19 protein-coding genes are annotated in these 20,468 nt (G+C 57.8%); 6 read left to right on the forward strand and 13 right to left on the reverse strand.

All coding sequences use genetic code 11. The annotated features are described in order from the left end of the window. Positions 1-318 precede the first annotated feature (318 nt). Positions 319-987: a TIGR04211 family SH3 domain-containing protein gene (locus tag CHB79_RS02380; RefSeq protein ID WP_010485012.1), complete on the forward strand. Its 669-nt coding sequence runs from the start codon at positions 319-321 to the stop codon at positions 985-987. Between the two features lie 148 nt (positions 988-1,135). Here the strand turns inward: CHB79_RS02380 and CHB79_RS02385 are convergent, their stop codons facing one another. Both CHB79_RS02385 and norR read right to left on the reverse strand, forming a co-directional pair. Next, a complete protein-coding gene (locus CHB79_RS02385) occupies positions 1,136-1,603 on the reverse strand; it encodes a nuclear transport factor 2 family protein (protein WP_089358762.1) in 468 nt (155 codons plus the stop codon). Between the two features lie 89 nt (positions 1,604-1,692). After that, positions 1,693-3,246: a nitric oxide reductase transcriptional regulator NorR gene (norR, locus tag CHB79_RS02390; protein ID WP_176443133.1), complete on the reverse strand. Its 1,554-nt coding sequence runs from the start codon at positions 3,244-3,246 to the stop codon at positions 1,693-1,695. A 172-nt stretch (positions 3,247-3,418) separates the two neighbouring features. Here norR and hmpA point away from each other — a divergent pair, with 172 nt between their 5' ends. After that, entirely contained in the window at positions 3,419-4,597 is a 1,179-nt protein-coding gene (hmpA, locus tag CHB79_RS02395) for an NO-inducible flavohemoprotein (RefSeq protein ID WP_089358764.1), read from the forward strand. A gap of 94 nt (positions 4,598-4,691) precedes the next feature. After that, positions 4,692-5,750 carry an NAD(P)H-dependent flavin oxidoreductase gene (locus tag CHB79_RS02400; protein ID WP_089358765.1) on the forward strand — a complete coding sequence of 353 codons (1,059 nt, stop codon included), beginning with the start codon at positions 4,692-4,694 and terminating at the stop codon, positions 5,748-5,750. A gap of 29 nt (positions 5,751-5,779) precedes the next feature. Here CHB79_RS02400 and CHB79_RS02405 read toward each other — a convergent pair whose 3' ends face one another. Further along, positions 5,780-6,655 (reverse strand): YihY/virulence factor BrkB family protein, encoded by an 876-nt coding sequence (locus tag CHB79_RS02405; protein WP_089358766.1) that lies wholly within the window; start codon positions 6,653-6,655, stop codon positions 5,780-5,782. A gap of 91 nt (positions 6,656-6,746) precedes the next feature. After that, positions 6,747-7,919, reverse strand: a complete 1,173-nt coding sequence (gene zapE / locus CHB79_RS02410; RefSeq protein WP_089358767.1) for a cell division protein ZapE — start codon at positions 7,917-7,919, stop codon at positions 6,747-6,749. 178 nt (positions 7,920-8,097) lie between these two features. Here zapE and CHB79_RS02415 point away from each other — a divergent pair, with 178 nt between their 5' ends. Continuing rightward, positions 8,098-9,666 carry a gamma-glutamyltransferase family protein gene (locus tag CHB79_RS02415; RefSeq protein WP_089358768.1) on the forward strand — a complete coding sequence of 523 codons (1,569 nt, stop codon included), beginning with the start codon at positions 8,098-8,100 and terminating at the stop codon, positions 9,664-9,666. An 87-nt stretch (positions 9,667-9,753) separates the two neighbouring features. After that, the gene (locus tag CHB79_RS02420) at positions 9,754-10,449 is read left to right on the forward strand and encodes a GntR family transcriptional regulator (RefSeq protein WP_089358769.1); all 696 of its coding nucleotides are present in this window, start codon (positions 9,754-9,756) and stop codon (positions 10,447-10,449) included. 26 nt (positions 10,450-10,475) lie between these two features. Here the strand turns inward: CHB79_RS02420 and CHB79_RS02425 are convergent, their stop codons facing one another. The 7 genes from CHB79_RS02425 to CHB79_RS02455 form a co-directional block, all read right to left on the reverse strand. Beyond that, positions 10,476-11,153, reverse strand: a complete 678-nt coding sequence (locus CHB79_RS02425) for a type 1 glutamine amidotransferase domain-containing protein (protein WP_010485029.1) — start codon at positions 11,151-11,153, stop codon at positions 10,476-10,478. A 21-nt stretch (positions 11,154-11,174) separates the two neighbouring features. Beyond that, positions 11,175-12,212 carry an NADP-dependent oxidoreductase gene (locus CHB79_RS02430; protein ID WP_010485031.1) on the reverse strand — a complete coding sequence of 346 codons (1,038 nt, stop codon included), beginning with the start codon at positions 12,210-12,212 and terminating at the stop codon, positions 11,175-11,177. A 212-nt stretch (positions 12,213-12,424) separates the two neighbouring features. Then, positions 12,425-13,009, reverse strand: a complete 585-nt coding sequence (locus CHB79_RS02435) for a TetR/AcrR family transcriptional regulator (protein ID WP_010485033.1) — start codon at positions 13,007-13,009, stop codon at positions 12,425-12,427. A 33-nt stretch (positions 13,010-13,042) separates the two neighbouring features. After that, positions 13,043-14,302 carry an amidohydrolase family protein gene (locus CHB79_RS02440; RefSeq protein ID WP_089358770.1) on the reverse strand — a complete coding sequence of 420 codons (1,260 nt, stop codon included), beginning with the start codon at positions 14,300-14,302 and terminating at the stop codon, positions 13,043-13,045. Beyond that, a complete protein-coding gene (locus CHB79_RS02445) occupies positions 14,299-16,791 on the reverse strand; it encodes a branched-chain amino acid ABC transporter ATP-binding protein/permease (protein WP_089358771.1) in 2,493 nt (830 codons plus the stop codon). Before CHB79_RS02445 ends, CHB79_RS02440 begins: the two co-directional genes overlap by 4 nt. Beyond that, entirely contained in the window at positions 16,788-17,657 is an 870-nt protein-coding gene (locus CHB79_RS02450) for a branched-chain amino acid ABC transporter permease (protein ID WP_089358772.1), read from the reverse strand. The genes CHB79_RS02445 and CHB79_RS02450 overlap by 4 nt, the downstream gene beginning before the upstream one ends. Positions 17,658-17,706: 49 nt before the next feature. Then, positions 17,707-18,903 carry an ABC transporter substrate-binding protein gene (locus CHB79_RS02455; protein WP_089358773.1) on the reverse strand — a complete coding sequence of 399 codons (1,197 nt, stop codon included), beginning with the start codon at positions 18,901-18,903 and terminating at the stop codon, positions 17,707-17,709. Between the two features lie 189 nt (positions 18,904-19,092). Here CHB79_RS02455 and CHB79_RS02460 point away from each other — a divergent pair, with 189 nt between their 5' ends. Then, complete coding sequence (locus tag CHB79_RS02460; protein WP_010485043.1) at positions 19,093-19,491, forward strand: nuclear transport factor 2 family protein; 399 nt, start codon at positions 19,093-19,095, stop codon at positions 19,489-19,491. A gap of 28 nt (positions 19,492-19,519) precedes the next feature. On the opposite strand, the gene CHB79_RS02465 is transcribed toward CHB79_RS02460, so the two are convergent. Both CHB79_RS02465 and msrB read right to left on the reverse strand, forming a co-directional pair. After that, positions 19,520-19,801 (reverse strand): DUF427 domain-containing protein, encoded by a 282-nt coding sequence (locus CHB79_RS02465; RefSeq protein WP_089358774.1) that lies wholly within the window; start codon positions 19,799-19,801, stop codon positions 19,520-19,522. 62 nt (positions 19,802-19,863) lie between these two features. After that, complete coding sequence (msrB, locus tag CHB79_RS02470) at positions 19,864-20,307, reverse strand: peptide-methionine (R)-S-oxide reductase MsrB (protein ID WP_089358775.1); 444 nt, start codon at positions 20,305-20,307, stop codon at positions 19,864-19,866. Between the last annotated feature and the right edge of the window lie 161 nt (positions 20,308-20,468).

Below are 20,468 nucleotides of genomic sequence, written 5' to 3' on the forward strand. Positions count from 1 at the left end.
AATCTATGGCTAGGATGGCGGTCTTGGCCGATTTTATCCAGTCTCTTGATTCGGTTTGCCACGCTGGGTTGTGAGACCTTGGGCCCATTGCACGCACGCGTGCGCAATCGCCGTCACCATCTATCTCTTTACAGTGAACTCAATCTATTGGGCTGCTGTCTGTCTCTTGTCGGTCCGCCGGGTGAGCTGTAGGGGGAGCAAAGGGCTACCTGGTCGCCCATGCCTGCACCTGCGCGTATTTGTGCACTTAACTTGGCCGATTTATTTGCGCGCCCGTTTGCCGGGTTTCATTCGTTTGTCATGTGAAGATATTGCCTCATGTCCTTATTTAGCCATTCCCTTGTTCGTGTTTACCCATTCAAGCACCGCGCACTCAGTGCTTGCGTGCTCGGCGGCTTGCTTATAGCTGGCGCGCCTGTGCAGGCCGAGGAGCCAGCAACCAATGCACGTTGGGTGAGTGATAGCCTCAACACCTATGTGCGCAGTGGGCCTACCGATGGTTACCGTATTGTCGGAACCCTGGCCTCCGGGCAGAAACTTGAGCTATTGAAAACCCAAGGTGATTACAGCCAGGTACGCAGTGAAAATGGCGACACGGTATGGATTCCAAGTCGCGACCTGCAGGAGGTGCCGGGGCAGGCCGAGCGCTTGCCACAGCTTGAGCAAAAAGTGGCCGAGCTGACGGCAGAGTTGTCCGGCATTGATGAGAACTGGAAAAACCGGGTCCAGGGCATGCAGGAAACCATGGATGCGCGCAAGAAGCTGATCGACGAGCTGCAAACTGCGCGAACCACGCAAGACACCGCGTTGAGCCAGGCTCGATCGGAACTGCGCGAAGCGAGGGCGCAACTGGGTAATGAGCAGCAGCAAGTATTGATGCGTTATATGGTGTATGGCGGTGCGATTGCGGGGGGTGGCTTGTTTGCTGGCTTGATCCTGCCGTCTTTGTTGCGAGTGCGTCGTAAGCGTAATGACCAGTGGTTCTAAACGGGATGAATAGATCCTGGCGTTCAGCTGCGGCAGTTGGTGGACAACATGCGTTGTCCACAAATCAAGCTGGATATAAAACGATAGGCGGCTGGTAGGGTGTAACAACGCGAAGCTTGTCCACCACAGCTGCGCACCCAACCAGGGGCTAACTTTTTCGGGAGCCACCATGCAGTTGGCGGTTGCCCCAACTGCGTAGTGCTCGCTGGGTAATGCTGGTGATTTTTAATTGGCCGTCCACGTCCACTTCGCTGAGTACAAACTCATAAGCGCCGCAGGAGTGGAAAAAATCGTCGCCTTCCGTGCGCTCGCTGCTGTCGAATCGCAATATCAGGTAGTTGCAGCGGGCCTTGATCCCCTCGGCGCTTTTCGACAGTAAAAGATTGGAAAAACTGTGGTGCTTGTTCAGGTTGTCCACGGCATTTTGCCGGCGTTGGACAAACGCCTGATTGCTCATAGTGCCGGGCTGCTCTCGCCCCGACGAGGCGTAGTCAATATGCAACTGCGGCGCCAGGCAGTCGCCCATGAGTTGCCAGTCACGATCATCGAATGCCAGGAAAAACCGGCTCAAGGTGTCGTTTACGGCCATAAACTCATCTGTGCTTACTGAGGTCATCGGTTGGTTTTCCTGTCTGAGGCCTGGCGGATCAAGCTGTTGTAGTGGGGTGTTCGGTTATCTGCTGAACCTATTGTCCTGGCCTGTGTTCAACGCAGCCCAAGGCGCTTGGCGAGGCGGCTGAGATTGGCGCGATCGACCCCCAGTTCGCGGGCTGCTTCGGACCAATTGCCCTGATGGCGGATCAGCGCGTCGCTGATCAAGCTGCTTTGGTAGATATCTACAGACTCCTTCAAGTCTCGCCCGCGTACGGGCGCTGCGCTGCCGGATTGGGCCGCGATAGTCCTGTTCGAAGCCTGGATATCCAGCCCCAAAGCATCTTGATCAATGGTCAATACACGCGGCCTTTCAGGCTTGGCCTGCATGGCTTTGAGTGCTGCGCGGCCGATCAGATGCTCCAGTTCGCGCACATTGCCGGGCCAGCCGTAGGCGAGCAGTGCGCCTTGGCTGTCGTTGCTTAGACGCAAGCTGCGCAAGCCCAGGCGTGCACGGTTTTCCTCGAGGAAATAGCCAGCCAGCAACAAGATATCGCGACCGCGCTCGCGCAGCGCAGGCACATGCAAGGGGTAAACACTGAGGCGATGATAAAGATCGGCGCGAAAGCGTCCGCTGCGCACTTCTTCTGCGAGGTCGCGATTGGTGGCTGCAATCACCCGCACATCGACATGGTGTTCGCTATCGGAGCCGACACGCTGCAACTGTCCGCTCTGCAATACGCGCAGCAACTTGGCTTGCATGGCCAGGGGCAACTCGCCGACTTCATCCAGAAACAAGGTGCCGCCATCGGCCAAATCGAATTTTCCGCTGCGTTCGTTCATTGCGCCGGAAAACGCGCCTTTGACGTGGCCAAACAACTCACTCTCGGCGAGGGTTTCCGGCAGGGCGGCGCAGTTAAGGCTGATCAGGGGCTTGCGCGCCCGTGGCGACTGTCTGTGAATGGCTTCAGCGACCAGCTCTTTACCGACGCCGGTTTCGCCGGTGATCAACACGCTCAATGCGCTGTTGGCGACAATTTCGATTTCTCGGCGTAGCTGTCGCTGGCTGTTGCTCTGGCCAATCAACTCGCGACTGTTATGAGTGCTGGCTGCACGTTTGTAGATCTCGGCCAGTTGGCGTTGATCTTCAGCGTTACGGGCAAGCAGCTTGATGCGTTCGCTGGCCATCACTGTTGCAGCAGCAAGGCTGGCAAACGCCTCGAGGTTGCTCAGGTCAACGGCGCCAAAACTGGAGGGATCGAGCGAGTCCAGGGTGATCAATCCCCAGAGTTGTTCCTGAACATAGAGTGGGCAGCCCAGGCAGTCATGAACTTCAAGGTGGCCCCGGTGGTTTTCGACCAGACCATCATAGGGGTCGGGCAGCTCGCAGTCAGTCGCAAAACGGGTTGGTCCGGTGTTTTCCAGCAGTGTTTTCAAGCGTGGATGTTCATCCACCTTGAAGCGCCGCCCAAGGGTATCGGTGCTCAAGCCGTTGACTGCCAGGGGGATCAACTGCTGATCTTCCAGCTTGAGCAGGGCCACGGCATCGCAGGGCAGTAGTTGGCGTAGCGCAAGCAGCAGGCGTCGATAGCGCTCATCGTCCGGCAGATCGCGCGAAAGGTCGGCCACCAGCGGAATAAGTGCCAGCAACAAAGGGTTTGTCAAAATGACTCCATGGAGTCTTTATGACTTGAATATTGCTAGGTCATAAAGACTAGTTATTATTTAAGTTATTGAATTTAATGAATAAAAAATATGGCATGGAAAATGATTGTTTGACAGTGAACAAACAGTATCACGCGACTGCCAGCGTGCAAACCTTGAACAAGGAAATGCCAGAATGACTCCAGAGCAACGTGCAATCGTCAAATCAACCGTGCCACTGCTTGAAACCGGTGGTGAAGCCCTGACACGGCATTTTTATGCGCTGATGTTCAGTGAATACCCACAGGTTCGTGCCTTGTTCAACCAGACACACCAGGCCAGTGGTGACCAGCAGCGCGCCCTGGCCAATGGCGTGTTGATGTATGCCAAGCATATCGATCATCTGGATGCGCTTGGCCCGCTGGTCGGTCAGATCGTCAGCAAGCATGTGTCCTTGAATATCTTGCCGGAACACTACCCGATAGTTGGCAGTTGCCTGCTGCGGGCAATCCGCGAAGTCCTGGGTGCAGAGATCGCCACTGACCAGGTGATCGAAGCCTGGGCACAGGCCTATGGCCAGTTGTCCGATATTTTGATTGCGGCCGAAGAGGGGGTTTACAGTGCCAATGAAAACGCTACCGGTGGTTGGCGTGGTCGGCGCAGTTTCAAGATTGCGCAGAAAGTGGTCGAGAGCGATGAAATCACTTCGTTCTACCTGGTCCCTGTCGATGGCAAGCCCGTGCTGGTGCATCAGCCAGGCCAATATATTGGTTTGCTGCTCAGGCTTGACGGCCAAGAGGTACGGCGCAATTACTCGTTGTCGGCGTTGAGCAACGGCGAATCCTATCGCATCAGCGTCAAGCGCGAGCCCAAGGGGCTGGTCTCCAACCATTTGCATGACAACCTGGCCGAGGGTGATGAAGTTGAGCTGTTCGCACCCTCTGGTGACTTTATCCTGCGTGAATCGCAAAAGCCGCTGGCGCTGATCACCGCAGGTGTTGGTATTACGCCGGCACTGACCATGCTTGATGCCGCCAAAGCCAGTGGCCGGCCCATCCACTTTATCCACTGCGCGCGCAATGGGGCCGTGCATGCATTCAAGGATTGGGTCGATAGCCAGGTGGCGGCCCATCCGCAGTTGCTCAGGTTCTTCTGCTACAGCGAGCCTGCGGTCAATGATCAGAGCGATGCCAAGGGATTGTTGAGCCGCGAACAACTGGCTGAGTGGCTGCCAGAGAACCTGGACCTGGATGCTTACTTCCTTGGGCCAAAACCCTTTATGGCGCAGGTCAAGAGGCACTTGAGCGACCTGGGCGTGCCGGGCGACCAATGCCATTACGAGTTTTTTGGTCCAGCCAGTGCGCTCGAGGCCTGAGCATTCGGTTAGGCTTGACATGTAAATTGAGCTGGCGACGCGGTTTAACGACCAAGCCGCGTTGGCAGCCGGGTGAGTTCATAAGGGGCGCAAGATGACAGTTTTAACCCAGCGTTTGGGAATCGAACACCCAATTATCCAGGCACCCATGGCGGGAACCTCAACCGCGCAACTGGCTGCACAGGTCAGCAATGCCGGAGGGCTGGGCTCTATCGCGATTGCCGCGGTAGATGCCAGCAGCGGACAAAGGATGATTGCCGAGACACGGGCACTGACCTCAGCGCCCTTTAATGTGAATGTATTCTGTCACCAGCCGAGCAGTGCAAATGCAGCGGTCGAGCAGGCGTGGATCGAGCATCTGAAACCCTATTTCGATGAATTCGGCGTGCCCGCGCCCAGCGGCTTGAAAGATATCTACAGCAGTTTTTGCAACAACGATGACCAGCTCGAAGTGCTATTGGCTGAGCGCCCGACAGTGGTCAGTTTTCACTTGGGCTTGCCGGCGCAGTCGCGAATTGACGCACTCAAGGCGGCCGGTATTACCTTGTTCGCCTCGGCAACCAGTCTTGAAGAAGGCTTGTTGGTGGAAAAGGCTGGCATTGACGTGATTGTCGCCCAAGGGATTGAGGCCGGTGGCCATCGCGGTGTATTCGACCCTGAACAGGATCAGGCGATTGGTACAACTGCCCTGGTGCGCTTGCTGGTCACGCACACACGCCTGCCGGTGGTTGCGGCAGGCGGGATTATGGATGGCGCAGGCATTGCCTCGGTTCTGGCCCTTGGTGCCAGTGCCGCGCAATTGGGGACGGCTTTTGTGCTATGCCCTGAAAGCGCAGCTAACCCAGGTTATCGCAGCATGCTCGCCAGCGAGCGGGCACGCACCACGCAAGTGACCAAGGTGATCTCCGGACGTCCGGCGCGGGGCATGGTTAATCGCTTTATGCGCGAGGTTGGCGCAGCCGGGCACCCGCCCGTACCTGGTTTCGGCATCGGTTATGACGCGGGCAAACAGTTGATCGCAGCGGCTGCGGCAGCGGGCAACCTGGAGTTCGCAGCCTACTGGGCCGGGCAGGGCGCTGCACTGGCTCGCGAACTGCCAGCGGCCGAGCTCTTTGCGCTACTGGTGCAGGAGTATCAAGCGGCGCAGCGTTGACCCTCTGTCGGGTAGGGCAGGGCTTTGGGTCAAGGGTGGATTTCCTTTTCGCCCGGGTCCTTGCCCTCCTCGACACTGTGCTCTATTACGGCGTTCAGTTCGGCCCCGAACAACAGCACCGCCGAAGAGATATAGAGGTAGAGCAACAGGATGATGATTGCGCCAATACTGCCGTAGGTGGCGTTGTAGTTGGCGAAGTTCTGCGCGTAATAGCTAAAGCCCATCGACGCCGAAATCCATACGATTACCGCGAGAATGGAACCAGGGGTAATAAAACGGAACTCCTGCTCCACATCCGGCGCCACATAATAGACCACCGATACCACCAGCATCAGCATGCAGATCGCGACGGGCCAGCGCAGGATGGACCAGAGCGTCACCACGATTTGCTCGATGCCGAGTTGCTGCGCAAGCCAGTTCATCGCCTGTGGTCCCAGCACCATCAGGCCCGCAGCGCCGAGCAAGGTTATGGCGATGGCGATGGTGTAGACAAACGACAGTGGAAAGCGCTTCCACGCCGGGCGGCCCTCCTTGACGCCATAAGCCCGGTTGGTCGCGACCATCACTGAGCGAACGGCTGATGAAGCCGTCCACAATGCAACCAGGATCGCGACCGAGAACAGCCCGGCTTTTTGCGTTTGCAGTTGATCGATCGCCGGGTTGACCAGGTCATACGCCGCCCGTGGCATGACCAGCGCGGCCTGTTCGCGCAGCCAGTCAAAGAATGGCTGCAAATCAAGCACACCTATGATCGCGACCAAGAACAGCAGGAAGGGGAACAGCGAGAAAAAAATCTGGAAGGCCAGCGCCGAGGCATAGGTGGGCAACTCGTCGTCGACGAAATCGATGACGGTTTTCTTGATGACCCGGTGGAGTTTGATACCGGTCAAATCCGGAAAAAGCATGCGGCTTCCTTTCTGCGCGTGGTGATATGAACTCGATATGCTGCCTGGTTTTGAGCACGATTGAGCGACAACAGTTCAGTCGCTTGAGCGGTTAAACACTGTCCAGTTCCACAGCTGGTTCTGTGTGCTCATGCTGAGACTGACCGGTGAAGCGCTGCAACTGCATCTCTTGCAGGCGACTGAGCGTGCGCCTGAAGGCAAACTCAAGATAGCCTTCGGTATAGAGCTCAGCGAGCGGCACGGCAGCTTCAATGTACAAGGGCACGCGACGGTCGTAGCATTCGTCGACCAGCGCGATAAAACGTCGAACGCTGTCGTCGTGTACAGACAGGCTGGGCAGCTCGCGATCACCGGCATCGATCCGTTGCGCGCCATCCTCGGTGCCCCTGGCGATTTTTGCACTGCGCTGCCGAGCGCTTAGATTTGGCACCTCGCTCAACAAGATAGCGCTGAACTGGTCGCACAGGGCTATGTAGTCGTTGGCTGCCAGGGCGGCTATGCAGAGGTCGGCAAAGCGGCACCAGATTACAGTGTCAGCGCGGCGTACCAATTCTATACTGCGTTGGTTGAGGCTGATTGGCTCAGCCGTGTTGGCCTGGCCCTCGCTCAACCGGTTGAAGACGCCGTGCAGGGCGCTGGGGCTATCATCGGCGGTGAGCCAGTAACGCTGTATTTGTGTTCCTGGATGCAAGCGATGATCCTGGCCACCATCGACCCTCACCACCTGCATATTGGCTTCAATCGCTGCGATGGCGGGGAGAAAGCGCTCACGGTTAAAACCGCCTTCGTAAAGCTGGTCGGGCGGTTGGTTTGAAGTGCAGACCATAACCACGCCTTCCTCGAACATCACCTGAAACAGCTTGCCGAGAATAATCGCATCGCCAATGTCGTTGACGTACAGCTCGTCAAAACACAAAACCCGAACTTCATCGCGCAGCTCGCAAGCCAGTGCCCGCAGTGGATCGGCCGTACCTGTCAATTGGAACATGCGCTGGTGTACCCAGCGGATAAAGTGATGAAAGTGCTGGCGCCGACTTGGTAGCTGCAGGCTTTTATGGAACTGATCCATCAACCAGGTCTTGCCGCGCCCCACCGGCCCCCATAGATACACGCCGATTGCTGGCGCTGTATCAGCTGTCGAGTGATGCAGTGCCTGATAACAGGCCTGCAGTTGCTCAGCGGCCAATCGTTGCGACTCATCGGGCTTGAAACCCTGGTGGTCCAGCGCATTTTGATAGGCTGCAAGAGGGGCAAGATCGGGCATGATGCATGGCTCGCTGTAGGTTGCGCTCGGCGATACAGCGTAATTGACCGCGCAGCTTTGATGACAAATGATCGATTGTAACCTGCCCACCGCAGGGGGCGAAAAGACCGGGAACAGTTATTGCTTACTTTGTTAGCAAAGTGGTTGTAGATAGCTAGCAAAGTCAGGAGCTGAACCGATGATAGCAGAGTCCCGTCGCGGCGTGATTTGTACCCCGCACCCCGATGCAAGTGCCGCGGGCATGCAGATATTGGATGCCGGTGGTACGGCAATCGATGCCATGTTGGCGGCCAGTGCGATGCTGGCGGCGGTGTATCCGCACATGACGGGGTTGGGTGGCGATGCGCTATGGATGATTCACGATAGTCGCGTGCGCACCATTATGGGGATAGGGCAGGCTGGGCAGCAGTTACCACAGGGCGGTGCCATTACCTTGCGCGGCCCCGGTGCGGTTGCAACCACTGCGGGGGCCATGGCGAGTTGGAAAACCGCTCGGCAAATCAGCCAGCAATGGGGTTCACGCCTGGGCTGGAGTGATTTATTGGCAGACGCTGCCGCAACCGCGCAACGGGGGGTTGAAGTTTCTGAGTCGCAATTGTTCTGGCAAGCGCGGCGTAAAGACATGATCGAGGAGCTGCCCGACCTCCACGCGCTGTGCAAGCGTGATGGTCGCTGGCTGCAAAGGGGCGATATCCTGCGTCAGCCTGCACTGGCCAATACTTTGCTGCAGCTGTCGCACGCCGGGATTGACGACTTCTATCAAGGACAACTGGCACAGGCATTCGCCGAGTCGTTCAGCCAGTTGGAGTGTGGCTTGACCGCCGCAGATCTTGCGGCAACAACAGCGCCGGAGGTCGCGCCAATTTCCATTCGCTATCGCCAGGGCCAGCTATTCAATGTTGCCCCTCCGTGCCAGGGGCTCTATACCCTTCAGGCCATGTCGGCATTGCAGCACAAGCCGCTGGATGCCTATGGCAATGGCTCCGCGCGTTACTATCACGCCCTTGTCGAGGCCATCAAGCAAGGTCTGTTGCGGCGTAATGCGCAACTGTGCGACCCGCGTGCTTGCCAATGGGATTTCAACGCCAGCCTGTCTGATGCCAGTGCCCAACACTATGCCGCGCAGATTGATGAGAACCGAGCCGCAGCATGGACCGAGCCGGGGCGGCCAGCCGACACGGTATGGATGGCGGCCACTGATGAGCATGGACGCACCGCCTGCTTGATCCAGAGCCTGTTCCATGATTTTGGTTCGGGTTGCATCCTGGGTGACACCGGCGTTCTGTGGCAAAACCGGGCGGCAGGTTTCAGCGCAGATCCCGCGCACGCCAATGCCTGGGCGGCGGGAAAGCGTCCGGCCCATACGCTCAATCCTTCCTGTTACCTGGCAGACGACGGGCGTCGCTGGTTCTTTGGCTCCCAGGGTGGCGATGGCCAGCCGCAAACACAGATGGTGCTGGCGACCCAGTTGATCGACTTCGCCCAGCCCATTGATAAAGCCTTGAGCATGCCACGTTTTTTGTTGGGCAGAAGCTTCTTTGACAGCACTGACAACCTGAAGCTTGAAGCAGATATCGACAGCCAGGTGATCGAGCAGTTGGCCGCATTGGGCCATGAGGTGGAAGTCATACCCGCACGCAGTCCATTTACCGGCCAAGCCGGGGCTATCGCCATTGAAAACACTGGCAAGCGCTTTGCAATGCATGATCCGCGTGGTCAGGGCGTCAGTTTGGGCCAGGCGGATTAAGTCAGGCCAGGCGTTTGCCGGGTTGTCGACTGTGGCGGATAATAGCCTCGGCTTTTGCAATCTAGCGACTGGGTAACCGAGGACAAGATGGGTTCGATGAGCGTCAGTGCTAAACAAGTTGAGGTGCAGCGCATCGTTGATGTGCTGTCTAAAGCGATTGCCCAGCATCGCTTGCGCCCAGGTACACGTTTGGTCGAGGCGCAGATCGTCGAAACCCTCCAGGCCAACCGCAATCATGTTCAGGTGGCATTGCAGCGTTTGGCCATGCAACGCATTGTCACCATCGAGCCCAATCGCGGTGCCCTGGTTTCCCAGCCGACCGCTAAAGAGGCGCGTGAAGTCTTTGCCGCACGCCGGGCCATCGAGCGCGCGATAGTCGAAAGCATCAGCCCACGGATGATGGCTGAGCATGCGCAGCGGGTGAGTACTCATCTATGCAACGAACGCTGCGCCACCAATGCCACGGATCGGCGTGCGATAGTGCGCGAGTTAAGTGAGTTCCATCTGTTGCTGGGCGAGCTGAGTGGCAATAGCGTGCTCAGTGAAATACTGGCCAACCTGATGGTGCGCAGTTCGTTGATTGTGGCCTTGTACCAGCGCAACGACGTGCCATCCTGCGCCTCGGACGAGCATCAGGAGATCATCACCGCATTGCAACAAGGCGATACAGACAAGGCTGTGCGGGTCATGCTCGAACATCTTGACGAGCTTGAGGGGCAACTGGCCCTTGACGAGCAAGAGCCAGAGGAGGTGAATCTGCGCCAGGCCCTAGCCGGACTCTAGCTCGGCGCAGAGGGGCACAACGGTGTCTACTGAAGCAGGTTCAGCAGGGCTTCAGCTGTCGCCTCGGATGAGGCGGGGTTCTGGCCGGTAATCAGATGGCCGTCACCTACTACATAGCTTTCCCAGTCGGCGGACTTGGAATAGATACCGCCATTGGCCTGCAGCATGTCTTCAACCAGGAACGGGACCACATCGCTCAAGCCTACCGCTGCTTCCTCGCTATTGCTGAAACCGGTTACGCTCTTGGCATTGACCAGCGGCTTGCCATCCACACCTTGGGTATGGCGAAAAATGGCGGGCGCGTGGCAGACCGCGGCAATGGGCTTGCCTGCCGCGTAAAAGTCCTCGAGCAGTGCGATCGAGTCTTTGTCTTCAGCCAGGTCCCATAGCGGGCCGTGTCCGCCAGGGTAGAACACCGCGTCGTAGTCGGTGGCGTTTACAGTTTCAAGCCTGAGGGTATTGGCCAAGGCTTTCCTGGCGACTTCATCCCCGGCGAAGCGTTCGGTTGCCGCCGTTTGTGCATCGGGCTCATCGCTTTTGGGGTCAAGTGGTGGCTGGCCGCCCTTGGGCGAGGCGAGGGTGATTGCTGCGCCTGCATCCTTGAGCAGGTAATAGGGGGCGGCGAACTCTTCGAGCCAGAAACCGGTTTTCTTGCCGGTGTCGCCCAATTGGTCATGGGATGTCAAAACCATCAGAACTTTCATGGAAATCTTCCTCCTGGATCATCAGTCTTCGGCGCCGACCTGCACCACCAGCTTGCCGAAATTCTTGCCTACAAGCAGGCCGATAAAGGCTTCGGGCGCATTCTCCAGGCCCTGTACGACCTGTTCGCGGTATTTGATCTTGCCTTCGGCGAGCCATTGGCTCATGTCACGGGCAAATTCGTCATAGCGGTGTGCGTAGTCATCGAAAATGATGAAGCCCTGAATCTTCAAGCGCTTGGTGAGAATGGTGCGGGTCAGCAGTGTCATGCGGTCCGGCCCATCTGGCAGGGCGGTCATGTTGTACTGGGCAATCAGTCCGCAAACCGGAACCCGGGCCCGAGTATTGAGCAGCGGCAAGACCGCATCGAAGACCTTGCCTCCGACGTTTTCGTAATACACATCAATGCCATTGGGGCAGGCCTTGGCCAACTGTTCGGCGAAGTCGCTGGCGTGGTGATCAAGGCAGATATCAAAACCCAGGGTTTCGACCGCATGCCGACACTTCTGCTCGCCACCGGCGATGCCGACGACATGGCATTGCTTGATTTTGCCGATTTGGCCCACTGTTGCACCGACAGGGCCGGTGGCCGCGGCGACCACCAGGGTTTCCCCGGCCTTGGGTTGGCCAATGTCGAGCAGGCCCATGTAGGCGGTGAACCCGGGCATGCCCATGATGCCCAAGGCATATGAGGGGTTTTGCGGCTTGCTGCCCAGGTTGGTCAGGCCTGTGCCGTCGGACAACGAATAATCTTGCCAGCCGCTATAGGACAATACCCAGTCACCAGGCTTGAAATCCGGATTGTTTGAGTTCATGACCCGGCAAACGGTGCCGCCAACCATCAGGCCGTCGACTTCGACAGGCTCTGCGTAGGAGGCGGCATCGCTCATGCGTCCACGCATATAGGGGTCGAGTGACAGGTATACGGTGCGCAATAACAGCTGATTCGGCCCTGGCGTGGGCAGCGGCTTTTCTTCGATCCGGAAGTTTTCCACGCGCGGTGCGCCATGTGGGCGGGAGGCCAGGACAACTTGTCGGTTGATGCTTGTTGATTGCTGCATATCTGCATGACTCCTTGTTTGGTTGGCACTATCAAAGGGGCGTCCAGCATTAGGTGCCTTTTACGGCCAATCGTTTCAATTATTGCAGCGCTGGATTGATCTTGCCCTGACTGTCACTGGATTTATTAGACCGGTCGTCTAGTAAAAGTTCAAGCCGTTAAAGCACGCAGCCGATACTTGATTGACAGCAGTTGGAGGATGGCGGGGCAGCCTCAGGCCGCGAGCACCTGCTGCGATACACGCATGGCGTGCTGCATGGGGGCGTTGGTGCGGTGCAGCTTGCTTAACAGGCTGGCGCCGAGCCACAACTGGTAGAGCATTACCGCGTTGGCCCTGGCGTCGATACCAGGCAGCGAGCCCTCGGCATTGGCTGCGTCAATGCAATCGGCCAGTCGAGCAATGATTTGATCAGTGCCGTCGCGCAGGGTAATGCGCATGCTTTCGGACAGGTCTGCCACTTCTGCGCTCAATTTCACCACCAGGCATTTGCCCTCGCATCCTGGGCTGCTGTAGCCGTCGAGCCAGTGCTGCCAGTAGCCAAGCAAGCGTTCCCGGGCAGTGACAGCCTGTTCGGAAAAACGCTGGTCGAGTTCGGCGAGGTAGTGCTTGAAATAGTCTTCGAGCAGGGCTTGGCCGAATTGCTCTTTGGATTTGAAGTAATGATAGAAGGAACCCTTGGGAACCCCGGCGGTTTGCAGGATTTCGCTCAGACCTACGCCCGAAAAGCCCTTGCTCGACATGATCTGGTGACCGGTGTCGAGTAGGTGCTGGCGGGTGTCGTCGTATTTGGGCTTCATGTCCATAGCTTAATGGAAACATCGACCCATGAGCTAGCGGCTGTCGCTATTGATGACTGCAGGTTCTAGGCCGGGATGCAGCAATTGTGCCTGATCGCGCCGGAAGGTCTGCCGGCCCGCCTTGAACCCCATCAGCGCGGGGCTTATTTCGGCAACTACCGCCGCGCTGCTTGCGGCATCAAAGACAATAAAGTCAGCCCGGCAGTTTGGTTCAAGCCCATAGTTTTGCAAATGCAGAAGCTTGGCTGATTCGCTGGATATCCAACTCATGCAGTTCAGCAGTTCTGCTTCGGTGGCGAGTTGGCTGACATTGGCGAACAGGTTTGCCTGACGCACCAGGGAGGCATCGCCATAGGGGGTGAATGGATTGCCGATGTTGTTGGTCGAGAGCGAGCAGGTCACCCCGCAGGCATGCAAGTGGGCCAGAGGCGCCAAGCCCCTGGGCTTGTTATGGAAATGCTCGCGGGCAGTCAGGAACAAGTCGGTGCTGGGTAGACAGGTCACCTGCACGCCGGCTTCGCCGAGCGCCATCGCCAGGCTGGTCAACTGCGCTTTGGGGAGTGCCGAGAGCTTGGTCACATGACCGATGGCAACACGGTTTTGCCAACCATGATCAAGGGTGCAGCGGATCACTTCGTCAACCGTCAAACCTTCAGGGTTGAGGTCAAAGTCGAGATGAAAATCGATATCGCAATCGTATTCGCGGGCTAATTCAAACACGCGCTGGATATGCGCCAAGGGTTGATCGTCCATGTAGGGGCAGCCACCGATGACAGTTGCACCCTGCTCAAGCGCCTGGCGCATAAGCGCCTCGGTCCCTGGATTATTCAGCAGTCCTTCCTGGGGAAAGACGCACAGCTGCAAGGAAATAGCCCAGGCGTAGTCGGCCTGCAAGCGCTTGATGGCGTTGAACCCGGTCAAGCCGATTTGCGGATCGATTTCAATGTGCGTGCGCATATGGCTGGTGCCTTGGACTATGGCTTTTTCCAGCACGCTTGCGCCACGTTGGTAGACGTCTTCTTCGGTAAAGCCGGCTTTTGCCGCACGGGTCTGGCTGATCGCTTCGCTCAAGGTGCCGTGCAGCAGTTGGCAACGCGACATGATGCAGGCCTTGTCCAGGTGAATATGGCTTTCGACCAGGCCCGGCACTATCAGTTTTCCCTTCAGGTCCAGCACCTCATGCTGGCGGCCGGGGGAGGGCGCGGCAACAAAAGATCCGTCTTCGATATAGAGTTCGACGTTCTGTGCCGGTCGGTCGGTGCGACGCCCGTTGATGATGGTCAGGCCGTTCATGCTGCGGCTCCTTCACCGAGGTAGGCGGCTTCAAGCTCAGGATCACCTCGCAATTGCTCGGCACTGCCAGTTTTAACGATTTGTCCGGTTTCAAGCACGTAGGCGCGGTCGGCGACTTGCAGGGCCAGATTGGCCATCTGGTCGACCAGCAGTATGGTCACGCCTTCATCGCGTAGCGCGGCGAGCGTGTTGTAGAGCTCGCCAATCATGGCTGGCGACAGCCCAAGGGAAGGTTCGTCGAGCAACAGTATCTTCGGTTTGGCCATCAGGCCGCGCCCAATGGCAACCATCTGTTGCTCACCGCCCGAGAGCAGGCCTGCCGGGCTGTCTATACGGTCGCGCAGGCGCGGAAAACGCTTGAGGATTGCCTCAACCTCTGCCGCGGCGTCATAGCTATCGCGACGTGAATAGCCACCCAGCAACAGGTTGTCGCGCACGCTCAGCAGTGCAAAGACCTGGCGTCCTTCAGGCACCAGCGCCAGCCCCTGGGCGGCAATGCTGTTGGGCGGTGCATGGTGGATGCTTTCGTTATCCAGCAGGATACTGCCGGACGTTGCCGGGTGCAGGCCCGCCAGGCATTGCAGAATGCTTGATTTGCCCGCACCGTTGGCGCCGAGAATCGCCACCAACTCACCCGGATTGACCAGCAGGTTGACCTTGTCCACAACAGGCGAGGCGCCGTAGTCAATCACCAGGTCCTTGACGAACAGGCGAGCATCTCGCGAGCCATCCCATGGGCACTCGCGCGGAGTCGCTTGATAGCTGGTGCCGCCCAGGTAGGCCGCAATCACACGTTCGTTACCGCGCACTTCCTCGGGCGTACCCCAGGCAATAGGCTTGCCGGCATCAAGCACCAGCAATCGCTCGGATACAGCCATGACCAAGGTCATGTCGTGCTCCACCAGGATTACGGCAATGCCGAAGCCGGCGAGTTGCTTGAACAGAACGGCCAGCTTGTCAGTATCGCTGCGGCTCAGACCTGCTGCCGGCTCGTCCAGCAACAGCACCGCCGGGCCCGTGGCGAGGGCGCGGGCGATCTCGACCAGGCGTCGGTCGACATGGGGTAGATCTTCGGTCGGGGTATTTACCGAACCGGCATAGCCAACCAGGCCCAGCAGCTGCATGGCCAGTTCGCGCTGCTGCCCATTCGCCCGGCTGAACGGATGCTGCAGCCGGCCTTTCTGCAGGGCGACCAATATGTTCTCAAGCACCGACAACTCAGCAAACAATTGGGTGGTCTGGTAGGTGCGGGCGATACCGGCACGGGCCACTTTCCAGGCCGGCTTGCCCGCAAGCGGCTGGTCCAGGTCGATGCAACCACTGTCGGGTGCATAAAAGCCGCTGATCATGTTCAGTACTGTGGTCTTGCCCGCGCCGTTGGGGCCAATGATGCTGGTGATACTGCCCGGGCGTGCTGAAAAGCTCACATCCTGGGCGGCTTGAACGCCGCCAAAGCGAATACCGATATCCTTGACCTGCAAGCCTTCGCTTGCCTCGGGCTGGGCGAAGAACTCTGCCAGTAACTGGTTATTGAGCGTGCCTTGCACAAGCACCTGGTTTGGGCGCATGCACAGATTGGCGAGGGTGCCCAGGACACCGCGTGGCGCGACCCAGAGCACAGCAAGCAAGAGCGCAGAAAAGATCAGCAGGCGATACTCGGCAAAGTCCGAGAGCAACTCGGGCAGAAGAACAATCAGCAAGGCGCCCAGCAAGGGGCCAAACAATGTCCCGCTGCCGCCGACAATCACGGCCAGCACAAACAGGATCGATTGCGAGAAGGGAAAGGAGGCCGGGTTGATGAACATCATCAAGGGCGCAACCAGGGCGCCTGCAAGCCCAGCCAGTGCCGCCGACAGGGCAAAGGCGAGTGTCTTGCTGTGCATCGGGTTAAAGCCCAGCGATCTGGCAGCGATCTCGGTGGATTTGACTGCGCGCATCGCCAGGCCCCAGCCGCTATTGCGCAAACACTGATAAAACACCAGGGAGGCAATCATCAGCGCACTGGACAGCAAGGCCAGCGATATTGTCGGGTCCAGGTCGCCAAACTCCGGCAGTGGAATACCCATCAAGCCATTGGCGCCACCGGTTACTGAGCGCCACTCGATCAGGCCGTGATGCACCACCAATGCAAATGCAATGGTAATCATCGCCAGATATGGACCGCTCACCCGCAAGGCGGGAATTGCCAACAGCCCGCCAATGGCGGCGCAGGCTAAACCAGCAGCCAGCATGGCCAGGCCGAGGGGGATCTGCGCCATGGTGAGCAAGGCGCAGATGTAGGCGCCAATTGCATAAAAAGCGATGTGTCCGAACGAAATTTGTCCACTCAAGCCGATCAGGATATTCAGGCCGACGCCGACCACGACGGTCAGGGCGCAGAATGTGAAAACCAGCAGCGAGTAGCTGTCGAGTGTCAGTGCCAGGACAGTGCTGGCAAGGGCGAGCAAGGCGATGCTGGCGGGGGCGATCAGTGTTTTGTTCAGGCTCATACTTTCACCAGTGTCTTGCTGCCAAACAGGCCGTTGGGACGCAATGCCAGGGCCACTATGACCAGGGCAAAGGTAAATATCTGGGTAAATGCCGAACCGAAATACACTGTAATCAAGGCTTCGGCCAGGCCGAAAATCAGCCCGGCAGCAAAGACTCCGCTGGCGCTGGAAATACCGCCCAGGATGGCCACGGCAAAGGCCTTTAGCCCGAACAAGGTGCCCATTTCGGCGCTGACATTGAACAAGGGGGCGATCAGTAAGCCGGCCAGTGCGGCAAAGACACTCGACACGGCAAAGGCGATGGCCACCACCCGGTTGACTCTTATACCCATGAGCATGGCGGCACGCGGGTTCTGCACACAGGCCTCCAAGACCTTGCCCAGGCGGGTGTAGCGGCGCACCAAAAACAGTGCCAGCGCAATGCTTGCACCTGCAATCGGAATCAGGATCTGCAATGCGCCGATACTGTTGCCAAACAACTCGATACTTTGATTGGCCAATTCCAAGGTGAACTGGCGGGGTTCTTTGCCGAAGCTGAACATTGCCAGGTTATCCACCAGAATACCGCCGGCCACTGTCGCCATCAGCCAGGCTTCCGAGCCGCGCGAGTGGAAAGGCCTGACCAGGAAGCGTTCAATCGCAAGGCCGTAGATTGCGCACAGCGTCAAGGTCGCGAGCACTGCCAGCCACAGCGGCCAGCCCCAGGTGATGTAGAAGCTGTAGCCGAAGACGGCGCCGACCATCATGGCACTGCCCTGGGCAAAGTTGACCGTGCGTGAAACCACGTAGGTAATGTGAAACCCCAAGGCCAGCAAGGCGTACATGCTGCCCAGGCCTATGCCGGTAATGATGGCGGCGGTGATCATCTGAGTATCCTTTTGGCGACCCTGGACCCAGGGCCGCTCACAGCTGCGTTTAAGGGGCTATCGGGACGATCTGGTCGTTTACGAAATGGGTGAACACATAATCATTCGGGCCCAGGGCATCGTGTTTGGTGGGGGTGAATGGTTGCTTGTAATCCTTGATCAGGCCGTTGTACTCATTGATCGCATAAAAGCCATCGCGCACCTCTGTACCTTTGGTGCTGCCTGCTTTCTCAATGGCAAGCGAGGCCAGGAACATGGCGTCGTAGGCGTTGGCAATACCAACAGCTGGAGTGACATCGGCCAGGGTCTTGATTTCGGGGTAGCGTTTTTTCAAGGCCGCCAGCACCGAGTCGCCCTTGGCGCTGTTGTTGTCGGTAAATACATAGGTCTGGATGAAGTGGACCTTGCTTGCATTTGGCCCTGCCAACTCGCCGAAACGTCCCCCTGCCGGACCCCAGTGCGAAACAATGGGTACATCCCAGCCCATGCGATCCAGAGACTTGACCACCTGCGCCGATGGCCCCACGTTGCCGACCATCAACAGGCTGTCGGCGCCGGCATTCTTCAAGCGGGTCAGCTGTGGCACAACGTCAAGGTCGCTGCCTTCTATGCGTTCAATGCCTGCCGCTTGCATGCCGCGTTTATCCAGTGCGTGCTTGAAGCCGATTTCATTCGACTCGCCCCATGGATTGTTAATCAGGATCATGCCGGGTTTTTGCATGCCTTTTTTAGTGACGCCGTATTCAACCAAGGCTTCGTCGACCAGTTCATCAACGGCTGACACGCGAAACACATAGTTATCCTTGGCGCCATTTTCAGTGATTTTGGTTCCGGCCGCCCAGATGCCCATGAAGGGCGCCTTGAGCTGGTTGGCCAGGGGCACTATGGCCAATGAAACCGGGGTGTCCAGGCCGCCGAACAGCACGGCGACCTGCTCGCGCTGAATCAATTCGCGTGCCGCCAGCATGCCCTTGGCCGGATTGCTTTCATCGTCGCGGCGGATCAACTCGACCGGGCGACCGAGAATCCCGCCTGCGGCGTTGATTTCGTCAATGGCCACAGTCAAGCCGCGGGTCAGGGCTTCACCTGACTTTGCCGATTGCCCGGAAAGCGCTGCAACCAGACCCACCTTGATGGGCTCTGCGGCATGGGCACTGTTGAGTGTCATCAAGCCCAAAGTTGCTACGGCCACTGCGCGAGGCAGTAGCTTGGCGAGGGGAGAGAGTATTTTTTGCAAGTTTTGCATGTAGTTTCTCCAGATTGCTAGCATTTGTATGAAGTTTGCTAGCAAACTGGGTGCCACATATGAAACCCCAGTATTTACGGGGCTTGTGGCGAAAATGCTTGAGCTTTGCGCACAGCATTTGGGCGGCTTGCACCAGAGCAATGCGCCAATCTAATCATTCCAATGTTTATGGATTCGGAGTTAGCGACCATGCAGCACGACAACCCGGCAGTACAAATTGTCAGTGACTTTCTAGACGCATCGATGGCACCCGACCCCGTCAAGGCGGCGACCTATATGTCAGCCGATGTCCGCATCACCTTCACCGGCGGGCGGCTGATGCCAAGCGCAAAGGAGATCACGGCCTTCAATGCCGCACGCTACAACTGGGTGAAAAAGGCGCTGGGTCAGTTCGACTGGACAGATCGTGGCGACCATACGGTGGTGTACTCCAACGGTACCCTTTATGGCGAATGGCCCGATGGGCGCAGTTTCAGTGGCAATCGCTATCTGGATCGCTTTGAAGTGCGTGATGGCAAGATCACCCGGATGGATGTATGGAATGACAGCGCCGAGTGGATACTGGCACCAGAAGTGGCGAAGGCCTGATCATTGGCTGGTCGTGAGCCAATACCGTCTAATCGCTTACGACCACGCCCTTCCAAAATGCCACATAGCCACGGATATTGGCTGCTGCTTCCTTGGGCTGCGGGTAATACCAGGCGGCATCGGGATTACGCTTACCCTCGACCTCCAGGCTGTAGTAGTGCGCCTGGCCTTTCCATGGACAATGGCTGCTGTAGTCGCTGGGCTTGAAGTACTCGCTGACGATGGCGTCAGCGGGGAAATAGTGATTGCCTTCGACGACCACGGTTGCGTCTGACTGGGCGATTACGCGGTCGTTCCAGATTGCTTTCATCTGCCGGTCCTCATCGAATGCCAATGCGTGGCGCACAATCGCGCCACGCTATCCAAATTGTCCTAATCGAGCTTTTTCAGGGCGACCGCGTTCATGCAGAAGCGCAAGCCAGTGGGCTCCGGGCCATCCGGGAATACGTGGCCCAAATGCGCGCCACATACATTGCAGCTGTTCTCGATACGGGACATGCCGTGGCTTGAGTCGTTGTGATAAGCAATCACGTTGTCCTTGATCGGCTGGGTGAATGACGGCCAGCCGCTATGGGACTCATATTTGTTGTTCCCATCGAACAAGGGCGTGCCGCAACACACACAACCGTATATACCCGGTTCAAACAGGCTGCACATTGGCGAGCTGTGGGGCCGTTCAGTACCGGCTTGGCGAGTGACCCGGTATTGTTCGGCATCGAGTTGGGCGCGCCACTCTTCTTCGGTCTTGATGACTTTGCGATCAGGCGCTGGGTTGCCGTGGGTGGCTCGAGAAATAACATCGTTCCAGTTATGCATCTAAGGCTCCTAGCTAAATATCGATTGTGCAGCCGTCTGAGGCAGTGCAGGTAGCCGCTCTTTGTACCACTGTTTGGGGCTCAGTTCTGGTATGCAGAATACCGGAACACGAGCCCCAGCGGCGGGCCGTCGAGCGATTGCCTAGCTAGAGACGTGCAAAC

This window comes from Pseudomonas segetis (assembly GCF_900188155.1).
Taxonomy (GTDB): Bacteria; Pseudomonadota; Gammaproteobacteria; order Pseudomonadales; family Pseudomonadaceae; genus Aquipseudomonas; species Aquipseudomonas segetis.

What these genes read in the sequence shown, in the direction of transcription:
- CHB79_RS02380 (WP_010485012.1), top strand. Translation starts at nt 319, where the DNA reads ATGTCCTTATTTAGCCATTCCCTTGTTCGTGTTTACCCATTCAAGCAC.
- CHB79_RS02385 (WP_089358762.1), bottom strand. Translation starts at nt 1,603, where the DNA reads ATGACCTCAGTAAGCACAGATGAGTTTATGGCCGTAAACGACACCTTG.
- hmpA (WP_089358764.1), top strand. Translation starts at nt 3,419, where the DNA reads ATGACTCCAGAGCAACGTGCAATCGTCAAATCAACCGTGCCACTGCTT.
- CHB79_RS02400 (WP_089358765.1), top strand. Translation starts at nt 4,692, where the DNA reads ATGACAGTTTTAACCCAGCGTTTGGGAATCGAACACCCAATTATCCAG.
- CHB79_RS02405 (WP_089358766.1), bottom strand. Translation starts at nt 6,655, where the DNA reads ATGCTTTTTCCGGATTTGACCGGTATCAAACTCCACCGGGTCATCAAG.
- zapE (WP_089358767.1), bottom strand. Translation starts at nt 7,919, where the DNA reads ATGCCCGATCTTGCCCCTCTTGCAGCCTATCAAAATGCGCTGGACCAC.
- CHB79_RS02415 (WP_089358768.1), top strand. Translation starts at nt 8,098, where the DNA reads ATGATAGCAGAGTCCCGTCGCGGCGTGATTTGTACCCCGCACCCCGAT.
- CHB79_RS02420 (WP_089358769.1), top strand. Translation starts at nt 9,754, where the DNA reads ATGGGTTCGATGAGCGTCAGTGCTAAACAAGTTGAGGTGCAGCGCATC.
- CHB79_RS02425 (WP_010485029.1), bottom strand. Translation starts at nt 11,153, where the DNA reads ATGAAAGTTCTGATGGTTTTGACATCCCATGACCAATTGGGCGACACC.
- CHB79_RS02430 (WP_010485031.1), bottom strand. Translation starts at nt 12,212, where the DNA reads ATGCAGCAATCAACAAGCATCAACCGACAAGTTGTCCTGGCCTCCCGC.
- CHB79_RS02435 (WP_010485033.1), bottom strand. Translation starts at nt 13,009, where the DNA reads ATGAAGCCCAAATACGACGACACCCGCCAGCACCTACTCGACACCGGT.
- CHB79_RS02440 (WP_089358770.1), bottom strand. Translation starts at nt 14,302, where the DNA reads ATGAACGGCCTGACCATCATCAACGGGCGTCGCACCGACCGACCGGCA.
- CHB79_RS02445 (WP_089358771.1), bottom strand. Translation starts at nt 16,791, where the DNA reads ATGAGCCTGAACAAAACACTGATCGCCCCCGCCAGCATCGCCTTGCTC.
- CHB79_RS02450 (WP_089358772.1), bottom strand. Translation starts at nt 17,657, where the DNA reads ATGATCACCGCCGCCATCATTACCGGCATAGGCCTGGGCAGCATGTAC.
- CHB79_RS02455 (WP_089358773.1), bottom strand. Translation starts at nt 18,903, where the DNA reads ATGCAAAACTTGCAAAAAATACTCTCTCCCCTCGCCAAGCTACTGCCT.
- CHB79_RS02460 (WP_010485043.1), top strand. Translation starts at nt 19,093, where the DNA reads ATGCAGCACGACAACCCGGCAGTACAAATTGTCAGTGACTTTCTAGAC.
- CHB79_RS02465 (WP_089358774.1), bottom strand. Translation starts at nt 19,801, where the DNA reads ATGAAAGCAATCTGGAACGACCGCGTAATCGCCCAGTCAGACGCAACC.
- msrB (WP_089358775.1), bottom strand. Translation starts at nt 20,307, where the DNA reads ATGCATAACTGGAACGATGTTATTTCTCGAGCCACCCACGGCAACCCA.